The following is a 12,792-nucleotide window of genomic DNA, read 5'->3' as shown; positions in this document are numbered from 1 at the left end:
AAGCAGCAGTAAGCAGCAGCAAATTATACTTTTAAGACGTCGGGTATACATCTGCATTAAAATCTAAAGTTATAGGTGATGGTGGGGATAGGCTGGCCGAAGATGGACATCTTATACCCGTTTATTCTGCCTTCCTCTGCTTTGAAGTAAATGGAATAAGGGTTTCGCCGCCCGGTCAGGTTATAGACTGCCAACGTCCAGGAGCTGTGCGCCAGTTTTTTTATTTTATGGTTACCCTCTATGTTTAGTGCCAGGTCCAGGCGGTAATAGTCGGGCACCCTGTAGGCGTTTCTGTCAGAGTAATAAATGCGCTGGCTGTTGCCCAGGGTATACTTGGCAAGCGGCAGGGTTATAGGCCGGCCGGTGCTGTAGGTAAAGTTAACCGAGGTGCTGAAACGCTGGCTGAAACGGTAGTTGCTGATAAGGGTAAAATCGTGCGGCTTGTCAAAATTGCTGGGGTAGTATTCACCGTTGTTTATCTTTTCGCCGGTCTCCGCGTCATCCAGGCGCACCAGCGTGCGGGAATACGTATAGCTCACCCAACCATTCATTTTGCCGGTTGCTTTCCGCAGCATCACTTCCACGCCATAGGCCTTGCCTTCTGCGCCTGCCACATCCGTTTCTATGTGGTGGTTCATGACCAGGGTAGCACTGCTCTTGTAGTCCAGGAAATCCTGCATCTTTTTATAATATCCCTCCACGGAGAACTCAATCGTGTTGGCCCTGAAATTTCTGTAATAACCCAATGCCAATTGGTCGCCTACCTGTGGTCTGATGTTCGCATCACTCAGCTTCCACACATCTGTGGGCGAAATGGAAGTAGTATTGGAAAGCATGTGAATGTACTGCCGCATGCGGTTGAAACTTAACTTCACGGAGGAATTATCGGTTAGCCCAAGCCTAGCCGACAGCCTGTACTCCGGCCCATGGTATGTCGCAAACACATCGCCTGATTTATAAACAGCCGTATCCTGTATCGTGCCCTCCGTTTTAGGAGCTCCGGGGGCGTAATTGTTAACGGACCGTGGCCCCATGGCATTGAAGAACGAGTAGCGCAGTCCCACAGAAACTGAGAAACGGCGGGTTATATCAAAACGGTCAGAAGCATAGATGGCACTTTCAATGGCCCGCTCTGCCTGTAGCCTGTTCGGCGCAATCAGCGATTCAGGACTATTGGGCGTTAGGGTGCCCGGGTTTACATTGTAGAGAATAGAGCTTGCGCCAAAATCCACTGTATGCTTGGAAGTAGGGAAATAACTAAAGTCGGCCTGCAGGTTCGATTGGTTTATACCGAAGGTAAGCCTGGAGGCATTCACTGGGTTTTTCTTGCTGGTTACATCGTAATCATAGTGGCTGTAAACACCCGTGAGTACGCCGTACAATTTGTTCTGGAAGATATGCTTCCACTTCAGGCTTGCCGCCTGATTGCTGAACCGGTATAAGGTGTCGGCACCCAACTGAAACCTGTCTTTACTCAGGTAGCCGTTCAGGTATAACGTGTTCTTCTCGTTTATCTCATGGCTGATGTGCCCGTTGATATCGTAGAAGCCGGCAGAGCTTTCGTTAAATGATTTATTCGGGAGTTTTTTCAACAGCCAGTCAGAATAGGTACTGCGGCCCCCGATGAGGAAGGATGTTTTGTCTTTCCTGATGGGTCCTTCCAGGGTAAGCCTGCTCGTGAGCAAACCGATACCACCAGAACCAGCAAACTCTTTTTTGTTACCGTCGCGGCTTGTTACCTCCAGCACCGACGACAGGCGACCGCCATACTTAGCCGGAATGCCGCTTTTATAAAGCTCTACCGTTTTCAGAATGTCGGGGTTGAAGGCTGAAAAGAAGCCAAAAAGGTGCGACGGGTTGTAAATGGTGGCATCATCAAACAGAATCAGGTTTTGGTCGGTGCTGCCTCCGCGCACGTTCATGCCTGTGCTACCCTCTCCCACCGACTTTACACCCGGCAGCGTAAGCACCACACGTAAGATATCTGTTTCGCCGAAAGCCGTGGGCACCTGTTTGATGGTGCGGATGTCCAGCTTTTCCATACCCATCTGCAGCCCCGACACATTTTTGTCTTTTTCCGCCTCTACCAGCACCTCTTTCAGCGTCCGCACATCTTCGGCTATGTCAATGTTCAGCTTTCCTTCGGAGTACAGCATGATGTGGCGCCTCGTGTTTTGCAGTCCGATGGCTTTTACTTTCAGCTCGTGGCGGCCCACAGGCAGGGTAAGGGAGTAGTAGCCGTACTGGTCGGAAGTGGTGCCTATCAGCGGGGACTCGATGTATACTGCCGCACCAATAATCGGTTCGCCGGTTTTAGAATCGCGCAGGTGCCCGGCCAGGTTCGCTTTACCTGTTGCGCCCTCTCTTTTTACACCTATCTCGTAAAGCTTTAGCTCTGAGCCCGCTTTTTTAATTTCTTTTTCCTCGCCCTGTAATCGGGTAGCTGCTACCTGTGGTGCGCTTTCCGCTGTGCTTTCCATAGGCTCGAAGAAATTCTTTGGCAGGCTTACACTGAGCTGCGTGCCCCTCGTGATAAATACTCGCTGCGTGGCGTCTATGGCAAACTGGAAGTCTGTATTCTGAAAAACCTGGCGTAGTACGTCTGAAAGCGGCTGTTCCTTTACCTGCAGTGTAACAGAAAGGCTGTCGACAGCAGTAGCGTCAAAGTAAAAGTGGTAATTGGTCTGCGCCTCCACCTCACGGGCAAACTCCTCAAAAGTAGCGGACGTAAAGTTACCGCTAATAAAGGCTGTTCTCGTTTGCTGCGCCTGCCCCTGCGCCACAAAACACAAAACCACAAGAAGAGATAAAATGGAGCGGTACAGGTGGGTCATAAGTTTGTTCGTTACAGTTGGCACTTCAGGCGGGTTGATTTAAGCATGGAAGTATAGGACGTAGATTATTTTAGTTATCACTGCGCTGTGCCTCTTCAGCAGACAAGTTATCGTAATATCTGGTTAAGGCAAGTATGGCTTCTTCCCGCTGCTTCCGGAATTTAAAGCGCTGTGCAGATGCATATTTTTTCAATTGCCTCTTTTTATCTTTGAACACTTTGTAAACAGACCGCTTGCTGTGTACCCGGTGGAATTGCCCGTCTTTCCGGATGTAGAGCTTATCTACCATCCTGAACTCGCCCTCCATGCCATTCTGCGTCGCTCTGTCCTGCATCTCCTTTTTTCTCTTTACCAGGAACTGGGTGTCCTGGCTATACATTAAATCGTAGAATCCGGGCTGTAGTATGGTTTGGCCGGTACTATCTGCTTTGTGGTGCACAAAAGTGTGTCCGTGTAGTTGAAAGGTGTCAATCTTCCCGTTGATAAGCTTCATCATCAAGCCGCTGCTGTTATGAGGCAGTATCACTTCATCGGTTACTACATCATACAGCAGAGGTACTTGCGTATACCAGGCGCCATCGTAAAAAATGTTTCCCCGTATTACCGCCTTTGAAGTGAAAAACTGATCGCCTTCGAGATGAGGCTTTTTATAGTCGACATACTCTGTGCCGTTATATAAATGCGTTCGAACTCCTACTGCCTCCTCGTAAGTTGCCAGAGCGTGCTGTACTGAGCTTTGCAGGAACGCAGTATCTGCCAGTGCCGGATCATTTTGTGCATGGGTTATACCTGTGGATAAAAAGGAAAGCTGTAGCGCTAGGCCTATCAGAACCAGGTACTTTAGTTTTACCGGCTGCATTTGCTATATTGTATAATTTGAATGAATTCTTCAGTAAGTTAAGTTCATTATAAAATATAGACAAGTGTTATAACAAATATTCTGTTTTTAAAATTGAAGAGGATATTTTTGGGGCTACAAAACAGCCAAAGAGAGAATGGAAGGCACATTCAGCGGTGAAGCATCACTTGCATCCTTATAAAATTTTATAGAAGCGAGAGTGAATAAATCGGGCTACAGCTTAGCTGCCATTTCCCCGATAGCCTGCACAAAGTGGGACCAGCTAAAGCGTTTTTTGTAGCCTTTTATGTTCTGAGAGAATGTCTCTCCTTGTTCCGAAGTATAAAAACGAAGGATAGCCTGCGCTATCGCCTGAGGTTGCGGCTCCACTACATGTCCCACCTCCCCGTCCGGCACCAATTCTGGAAGCCCTCCTACATTCGTCACCACCATAGGTTTGTTGAAGTGATAGGCGACCTGCGTTACGCCGCTTTGCGTGGCATGCTTATAAGGCTGCACCACCAGGTCAGCGGCACAGAAATAATGGCGCACAGCGGCGTTAGGTATAAAATCAGTGTGCAGCACCAGGCGGTCCTGCAGGTTCAGTTTTTGAATGAGGGCGTGGTATTGGGCGGCATCTTCATAAAACTCACCTGCCACAATGAGCTTTATATCCGGGCGCTGTAGTATGGGTTCTGCCAGGGCCTGCAACAGCAGGTCCAAGCCTTTATAGGCCCGGATAAACCCGAAGAACAGGAGGTAGTTGTATTGCGGATCGAGACCCAGAGCAGCACAGGCGGCTGCTTTGGTTTCGGCTTCGCCAAAATTATCGTATAGCGGGTGTGGCAGGTATGTTGCTGGCTTCTTTGGCTCAAAACGCTTTAAATCCTGTAGCACCGAACGCGAGAGCGTGATAAAGCCCTGGCAGGCACTGAGAAAGTACTTTGTGAAAGGCACATCGCCCGGGCGCTTTTCATGTGGCACCACGTTGTCTGTGATAGCCAGTATGCGGCTGTGCCTGTTTCTCTGGATGATGCGTGCTATCGTGCCAAGGGATGGCCCCATAAAAGGCAGCCAATAGCGAAAGATAACCAGATCAGGCTTCTGCTTCCGGATATAATTGCCGGCGCGCCACCAGCTGACAGGATTTACAGAGTTGATCAGTACTTTGATTTGAAGGGCTTCCGGGGCAGGCTCATCCGTGTATTGGCTTTTGCCCGGAAACAGGAACGAAGGGTACTGCAGACTGAAGGTGACGATCTCCACCTCATCGCCTGCCTCCTGAAAGGCGTAGGCCAGGCGCTCGTTGAAAGTGGCCATGCCGCCGCCGCGCAACGGGTGTGCCGGCCCTACAATAATTACCCGCTTTCCCATTGTTGCCCCTCTTATTTCCTTAACGACCCGACCCTATCCCGGATAAGGTACTCGTTGCTTTTGCTGGAGGCCATGGAGATCATTTCGGCCAGGAAACCTGCCAGAAACAATTGCACTCCCAGTACTACGGCCACCAATGCCAGGAAGAAAAGTGGCTGGTCTACGATGTCGCGAACACGGCCTTCGAAGTAAACCCCGAACATCTTCTGAGCTATCAGCCAAACAGTGATGCCGAGGCCTACCACAAACATGAGCGTACCCATGGTGCCGAAGAAGTGCATCGGGCGCTTCTTAAAGCGGCTGACAAACGTGATAGAAAGCAGGTCGAGGAAACCGTAAACAAAGCGCTCCAGGCCAAATTTGGTGGTGCCATACTTGCGCTCCTGGTGCTGTACGGGCTTCTCTCCTATTCTGGTAAAACCGTTCCACTTCGCAATAACAGGTATATAACGGTGCATTTCGCCGTGCACCTCAATACTTTTTACCACCAGCTGGCGGTACGCTTTCAGGCCGCAGTTAAAGTCGTGCAGTTTAATGCCTGATAACTTGCGGGTAGCGGCGTTAAAAAACTTTGTAGGGATTGTTTTGCTCAGCGGATCGTAGCGCTTCTTTTTCCAGCCGCTCACTAGGTCATAGCGCTGGTTTTTGATCATATCGTACAGGGCCGGGATCTCCTCCGGGCTGTCCTGCAGGTCGGCATCCATGGTAATCACCACTTCGCCGGAACAGCGCTTAAAGCCTTCGTTCAGCGCTGCCGATTTACCGTAGTTACGGTTAAAGCTGATGCCCTTCAACGTGTTGTCTTCGGCACTCAGGCTGCACACCACGTCCCAGGAGCGGTCGGTGCTGCCGTCATCAACTAAAATCACTTCATAAGAAAACTCGTGCGCGTGCATCACGCGTTTAATCCAGCGCACAAGTTCAGGCAACGATTCCTCCTCATTAAAGAGGGGAACCACGACCGAAATATCATAAGGATACTGCATGTTTTATTCAAACTCCGGACGGCTGTTCTTCATTATCGCTGAGATGATCAAAGATAAGATAAAGCCAAAAATTAAAGTCATGACTGTTCCGCCGATAATCATTGTTAACGGGCCCTGGAAGTTCTCTGCCATCGCCATACCTGCATCCACCTGTTCATCTGTCATTCCCTGCTCCAGCATCTGCACACGCTGCTTCTCCATCATGCGTGCCATATATTCGGTATCTATAAACTCCGTGTATACCCAAGTGAACAAGCCCGTCATAAAGCCAAAAACGGCTCCTAACAAAGTGCCAATCCCCAGCCCCTGCCCATACGACATGTAGCCGAAGTTCTGCTCTTTGTAGTTTTTCATGGCCATCACGATACCGGCAATCAGGATGATATAGGCCAGGCTGCTGAGCCAGCGGTTATCTCCTAAATCGGTTACCATAATGATAACCTGGAAGACGACACCTATCAGACCAAAGAGTAAACCATACTTAAGGGCTACAGAGGCTACAGAGGGTTGTTTTTCAATGGTGGTCATGTTGTTAGTGTTTATAGGTTTACGTTTTACTTACGAAAGAAAACGGCCGCTATCAATGAAAATATCCCTCCCACAAACATCCGCCGCACAAAATCATCCGCTGCCAGCATACTCGGTGTTAAAGAATCCAGTGCTTTATACCCTTCTTCGTAGAGGCTTTCCCCCAACATTCTCACCTGCTCTTCCCTCGTCTCCTCCAGTAAAGCCCTCATCTCTGCCACATGGGCCTGTATCACCTCTGGCCCTACCAGGTAAATGAAAAGGAAAATAAGCATGGCGGTCGCCATGGCCGTATAAAATGCCACCGACAGCCCCACTCTAAAGCCTTTTCCGAAGCTCATGTTGCCCTCGTTGAACAACTTAAAGTAGCGGATGGCAAGAAATATAAATACAGGTATGGGCAGGTACGTCAGGCGACCTGCGTTACCAAACGGGTTATACCCCATAAAGTAAAGGACTACCACCAGTAAGAAACAAGCCAGACTACACAACACGCCGTAGCGTATCCCAACCCTGATAATTGTCTGATTCAGCATTTTGCTAATTCGCCCCTGTTGGGCTTTTGCCAACACAAGCTCAATATAAGTATAAATATATTAAAAAGACTGATTGAGCACCGCCTGCCCTTTGTGTATCGTCCCGATTACCCTCCCCTTTAGCTCCTGGCCAAAGAAAGGACTGTTTTTTGACTTAGACTTCGTGGCTGCTTCAGATGGGGTCCAGGGGGCATTCGGGTTGAAGAGCGTCAGGTTTGCGGCCTCTCCTTCCGCTATTTGCGGTTCAGGCAGGCGCAGAACCCCGCGCGGGCCGGAGGTAAACTTTACTACCAACTGCTCCGTCGATAACACGCCCGAAAGGGTGCTGTTTGCCACAGCAAAGGACGTCTCTAAATTGATGATCCCGAAATCGGCCAGGTCAAATTCCAGACGCTTCGCTTCTGTATCGTGTGGCATATGTGCCGATACAAGGGCATCGATTGTTCCGTCCTGCAGCCCTTGCTTTATGGCCGCCACATCGGCTTCACTTCTGAAAGGCGGGGCTACTTTATAATTGGTATCAAAAGGTGAGACGGTCTCGTCTGTGAAAGCTGCCTGGTAACTGGCCACATCGCAGGTTACGTGCAGGCCTTCCGCTTTCGCTTCCCGGACTGCCTCGATGGCTGCCGCCGTAGAGAGCAGTGAAAAATGCATCCTGCCTCCAGTGTAGGCGAGCAACTGCAAATCGCGCGTGACCATTACTTCTTCCGCCAGCGCAGGAATGCCCTTCATCCCTAAGCGGGTGCTTACCTCGCCCTCGTGCATTTGCCCGTGATCTGTCAGGCGCGTATGCTCGGCTTTGTTCATCAGCAATCCGTCAAACAGCTGCACATACTGCAGTGCCTTCAGCAGTACATCCGCCCCCTGCAGCGGCTTGGTGCCATCTGTAAAAGCAACGGCTCCTGCCTGGTGCAGGTCAATCATTTCTGTCAGGTCTTTGCCATGGGTATCTACTGTAATAGCTGCTGCCGGCAAAAGGCTCACAGGCAATTGCTGCGCGATGCTTTTTACATAATTTACAGTTCCTTTCGTCTGCACAACCGGCTCTGTGTTTGGCAGGCACACCACTTCCGTGAAGCCACCAGCCGCCGCTGCAGCAGCTATGGAATGCAAATCTTCCTTGTACTCCAGCCCCGGCTCTCCCACAAAGGCAAACATGTCTATCCATCCTGCAGAAACACAAAGTCCTTCGGTTGCGATAGTTTCATCCGCTTCCTGCGTTTCGGAGCCTATGTAAGTGATGATGCCATCCTGGATCAGGATGTTCTTTTTTTGTAGATGATGTTCAGATTGTGGGTGATAGATAGTTGCTGCTTGGAGAAGTATTTTCATTTTAGAGGAATCTAATAAGTGCTATTTCGGCCATCAGGAAAAACAGACACAATATTAGGCAATATTTCCAAAGCTTTACGCCAAAATAACTTTTTTCGAACTCGCCCTTCACTGAAAAAGCATCTCCGCTTTCGTAGACATGCACATTCTGGCGGCTTGCCCCTACCAAGGCTTTCAGTTCATCCGGCGTATACTGTGCCAGGTAAGACTCATCTTTGCCATAGTTAAAGGCCAAAGTCGTGATAGTGGAATCCTGAAGCTGCAACGTATAAAAACCAGCCTCATCCATATCGGCTGGTGTATTGAAGTATAGCCGCCCGCCCCGCACCTGCTGTTCTGGTATAAAGGCAAGGCTGTCCTTTTGCAGTGCGTATACCCCTTCCTGCTGCCTTCTGTTGATGGCCGGCACTTGTATGGTGTTGGCAGACAAGGTATAGGCCAGCGCTTGTTGCTGCTTATAGCTACTGATGGCCAGTTTATACATGATGGGCACAAACAGGGCATGGTTTGCCAGCGCATTGTAATCTTCCTGAAGCGGCGCCGCCATCAGGTATACATGGCCGCTGCCCCTATCGAACCTTGACATAAAAGATGCGCCTCCCCTGTATTTCAGAATGTCTTCTGATGCTCTGTTCCAGGCAATACTGCGCACTGCAGCAGGCATCTGCATCTTAGGGTCATAATCAGAAAAAATACTCCGGAAAAAAGGATTATTCGGGTCTGGCGCTGCCAGGCTTGTTTTACTGCTTGCCGCTGTTGCTCCTGTAAAGCTGGCAGGTATGTTCAGGTTCTGAAACAAGGTAGTATAGCCCGCCACTTCGCCTCCTGCCGGAGGAATAACAGCCACCGTACCTCCTGCCTCCACAAAGTTGGTAACAGTAGCGGCTAAGGCAGCCGAAAGGTCAGACACACCGTTCAGTATAATAATATCGGAAGTACCCGCCTGCGCATAATTGATATTGCCCGCACTATAGGAAGTAAACTGGAAGAAAGGTTCGTTCTGGTACAGGCGCTGAAGCGAATTAGCAGGACTTTCCGCCACTTCAGTAACATTCACTTCTGTGGAGGGTGACAAAACAAAATAGTATGTATTGTCGAACTCCACAGGGTAATCCTCTACCAGCACATAGGCCTTTTTGGCACCTGCTCCGTTTACTCTAAAGTTCATGACCGCTTCTGTCGCCTGTTGTGGCGGCAAGTCCACGCTAAGCGCCGCTACCTGCTGGTCCTCTATCATCAGTTTTACCGGAACCCCTTCTACAGCCTCTTCTCCGGCATTAAACAAGCTCACATGAAGGATATTTTCTGCTGACGGCCTGATAAACTCATCTTCCAGATAAACAGAGTCGATGCCAACATTCCCAGTGGCTGCTGCTGCAATAGGTACCAGATGGACCTGTGTGGTGCTGTCATACCTCGCAAGTTCCGAAGGCTGAAACGTACTTCTTTGAAAGTCGGAAAGAATAAAGGTATGTGCCGGTTGACTAATAGCAGAGGGTACAACAGCCGAATATTGTTTAGCTGAAAAGTCCAGTTCCTCCAGGTAACCTGTAGCTTCCGCAGCCTGTACAGCGGCACCATGCTTTGCCCTGTTGCTGGATGCTACTTTAAAAGCAGTAGATGCAGGAAACATACCTACAATATCCTTCGCTCTGTCTGAGGCAACGTTGAGGAGAGACAAATCCTGCTGCTCGTGCACATTCTGCATACTGTAAGTATTATCCACTATAATCGCCACCTGGGACGCATCCGCAGGAGCAACAGCGTTAGAAGCAGGCAAAAAAGGCTGCGCAAAAGCCAGCACCAGGAAAACAATGAACAGAATACGGCACAGCAGTATCAGCAGCTCTTTTAAATTACGCTGGCTGGCCGTCAGGTCTTTAGAAGCCTGAATAAACCGAACATTACTGAATATAACCCGCTTCGCCCGCCTCAGTTGCACTAAATGTAGCACAACAGGCACAGCGATAGCAGCAAGCGCAAACAGAAAAGACGGGTATAAAAAAGCCATAAGACAAGTTAAAGAGGAAAGCCCTGAAAAACAACAGCCAGCTTACTGCTATACTCATAAACTGAATCAGCAGTTATCTGATGTTTCTTTCATTGTGTTGCCTCTCCTGAAGTGTATAATGATGTTATAACGAAAGTGTAGCCTGAAAATTAGGTGGGGCAGCGTATTTTATACCCCATTTCTGTGACGTTTCCACTTTTATTACTACCTTTTTAAAGTTGGATAGCTTCATATTCCTTAGACGAATCCCCTTCACGAAATGCCAGAAATGTGTAAAAGGTTAGCTTCTGGGAATACATTGACTCCTGTAGGGTTGTTTTTCTTATGCATCAGGAGAACTCTGCCGTTCATATTATTATTTCAGGTAATAGCTTTCGGCTCGCTGGCCCAGACAAGAGAAGAAGCCCTGATTGCAGATAGTTTAATAGAACATGGGCAAGTCACTATTCCTTTTAAAGACGAAGCAGAGGCTTTAACCTTTGAGCCGGTATCATCAACTTGGGTGAAACAGATAAAGTGGAATAAAGCGGCCCAGCAAGTTAAAACCGCAACAGGAAAAACAGCACAAGTCACCGTGTTTTCTACTTTAGCAGAAACACCCTCTCAGTGGCTGGGGAAGGAGCAGTTTCTGGTGATACTTTCTCCTAAGACTTCTTTTACAATAGAGGTAAACGGGTACAAGTCAAAACTGGCATCGCCAGGTGTAGATACTCAAATAAGAATCTCGCCTTTTTTGAAAGCTAAAGGAGGAGCTACAACTATAAAGATAACAAGCGAACAGGATGCAGGCGATATAGATAGTTTAGCCTACAGATTCTTTCTTATAGCTACCCCTGATATTCGTTTTGTAGCTTCCCGTGTAAGAGTATTCCACACCTATCCAGAAAATTACAGGGGCCTGAACTGGTCCTACCGCTTCAGAATGAAAAATCATGCCCAAAGCCCCCGGTATGCCTCCTTCATCAGAAGGGAGGAAAAAGTCAGGGACTTCAGCGGTAAAGTAGTGACCCATATTATAGCTGACAGTACAAAGCAGGGCAATCAAGAGCCTATAAAAGGTCATCATCATTTCTTTTATGTTAACCGTGAAGTTTACTCCTACAAATGGACCGCTGAAACACCTAACCTTTTTCTTGTCACCTCTGGTGCTTACTCCTCCCGTTATAATGCATCTGAAGTCATAAGCGAAAAAGTAGGATTAAGAATAGCTGAGCTAAAAAAGGGCGAGCTAAGAATAAATAATATTCCTGTACGGCTCAAAGCAGTTGCCTATATACACCCTCCATTAAGAGCTCCGGCGCCCACAACAGAAGAGTTAAGAACCTACGTGATAAAATTGAAGCAACATCATTTTAACACCATACGTGTATATGGTTTACCTGCCAATAATGACTTGTATGATTTAGCCGATGAGTATGGCTTATATCTTATTCAGTACTTAGATGTAGATCAGGAGCCAATCAGCGAGGGTGACATTGATGGCAATATTTGGCTCAAGCAGCGTTTGTCTATGCTATACCAACTCAGAAACAGGCCCTCACTGATAGCGTGGGCTACAGAAAACAATATTTTTGATGCTCCAAAACCCTGGGTTTCTGCTTTACAGGATAGCCTTAAAGTCCTGGATCCAGAAAGGCCGGTGTTAAATAACATCAAAAATAAGGCTATTGCTAATCTCCCTCCCTCTGCTCCACAATTAGAGCAATTTTCCGCGGAGAGTTTGCAGGAATTTAAAAAAGAGTATCAGCCGGTAAGCATAAAGCTCAGCAAAGACAACAGTATTAATGTGGTTAATCTTCAGGATTTTGCTGTGCTGGACAAAGTACTGTTACAATGGAAAATACTTGATGGGGAAAAAGTAGTTCAGCAGGGAGAGATAAATGATTTGAGCATCAAACCAGGAAATTCTCAAGTTATAAAGCTCCCTTTCAGTTTCGATTCGTTCGAAAAAGATTCATATCGCTTAAGATTCGAACTATTATTACAGGAAAATCTTCCATGGGCCGATAAAGGGTTTGTTTCAACCTGGGAAGAATTTCTGACCCATAACCTGCATCAACTGCGCGAGTAATACTACATTTCAAAATCTCTCTGAGATCAAAGAAAGGTACACCGGAAAGTTTAGATACGCTGCCGCTGGATTAGTTACGCCTCGCCTACTAGATTAGGATAGCCTCTAAATCAAGAACGCCCCCTGCTATCTCTAACAGGGGGCGTCTTGTTGTTGTGTTGGCGGCCACCTACTCTCCCGGGTGTGACCCCAGTACCATCGGCGCGTCCGGGCTTAACTTCTCTGTTCGGGATGGGAAGAGGTGCTCACCGGAGCCATAGCCACCATTGCCTTTCTTGCGAT

General features: G+C 48.3%; 9 protein-coding genes and 1 rRNA gene. 1 reads left to right on the top strand and 9 read right to left on the bottom strand.

From position 1 onward, the window contains the following. Window positions 1-56 precede the first annotated feature (56 nt). From DXT99_RS06740 to DXT99_RS06705, 8 genes are all read right to left on the bottom strand, one after another. The gene (locus tag DXT99_RS06740; protein WP_115564780.1) at window positions 57-2,834 is read right to left on the bottom strand and encodes a TonB-dependent receptor; all 2,778 of its coding nucleotides are present in this window, start codon (window positions 2,832-2,834) and stop codon (window positions 57-59) included. Window positions 2,835-2,904: 70 nt separating this feature from the next. Next, a complete protein-coding gene (locus DXT99_RS06735; protein ID WP_115564779.1) occupies window positions 2,905-3,693 on the bottom strand; it encodes a hypothetical protein in 789 nt (262 codons plus the stop codon). Between the two features lie 213 nt (window positions 3,694-3,906). Next, window positions 3,907-5,046, bottom strand: coding sequence for a glycosyltransferase (locus DXT99_RS06730; protein ID WP_115564778.1), 1,140 nt, complete (start codon window positions 5,044-5,046; stop codon window positions 3,907-3,909). 11 nt (window positions 5,047-5,057) lie between these two features. Next, window positions 5,058-6,032 (bottom strand): glycosyltransferase family 2 protein, encoded by a 975-nt coding sequence (locus DXT99_RS06725; protein WP_115564777.1) that lies wholly within the window; start codon window positions 6,030-6,032, stop codon window positions 5,058-5,060. Between the two features lie 3 nt (window positions 6,033-6,035). Next, window positions 6,036-6,560, bottom strand: coding sequence for a DUF4199 domain-containing protein (locus tag DXT99_RS06720; RefSeq protein WP_115564776.1), 525 nt, complete (start codon window positions 6,558-6,560; stop codon window positions 6,036-6,038). Between the two features lie 26 nt (window positions 6,561-6,586). Then, the gene (locus DXT99_RS06715) at window positions 6,587-7,096 is read right to left on the bottom strand and encodes a DUF4199 domain-containing protein (protein WP_115564775.1); all 510 of its coding nucleotides are present in this window, start codon (window positions 7,094-7,096) and stop codon (window positions 6,587-6,589) included. 60 nt (window positions 7,097-7,156) lie between these two features. After that, complete coding sequence (locus tag DXT99_RS06710) at window positions 7,157-8,428, bottom strand: dihydroorotase (protein ID WP_115564774.1); 1,272 nt, start codon at window positions 8,426-8,428, stop codon at window positions 7,157-7,159. Between the two features lies 1 nt (window position 8,429). Then, window positions 8,430-10,439: a BatA domain-containing protein gene (locus tag DXT99_RS06705; protein WP_115564773.1), complete on the bottom strand. Its 2,010-nt coding sequence runs from the start codon at window positions 10,437-10,439 to the stop codon at window positions 8,430-8,432. Window positions 10,440-10,698: 259 nt separating this feature from the next. On the opposite strand from DXT99_RS06705, the gene DXT99_RS06700 reads away from it, so the two are divergent. Then, a complete protein-coding gene (locus DXT99_RS06700) occupies window positions 10,699-12,510 on the top strand; it encodes a DUF4981 domain-containing protein (protein WP_115564772.1) in 1,812 nt (603 codons plus the stop codon). 156 nt (window positions 12,511-12,666) lie between these two features. Here the strand turns inward: DXT99_RS06700 and rrf are convergent. After that, a 5S ribosomal RNA gene (rrf, locus tag DXT99_RS06695) occupies window positions 12,667-12,778 on the bottom strand. Window positions 12,779-12,792 lie beyond the last annotated feature (14 nt).

Source organism: Pontibacter diazotrophicus (assembly GCF_003367245.1).
In the GTDB taxonomy this organism is placed as follows: Bacteria; Bacteroidota; Bacteroidia; order Cytophagales; family Hymenobacteraceae; genus Pontibacter; species Pontibacter diazotrophicus.
The sequence above is the reverse complement of the archived record's forward strand: the minus strand, read 5'-3'. Positions and strand labels throughout refer to the sequence as shown.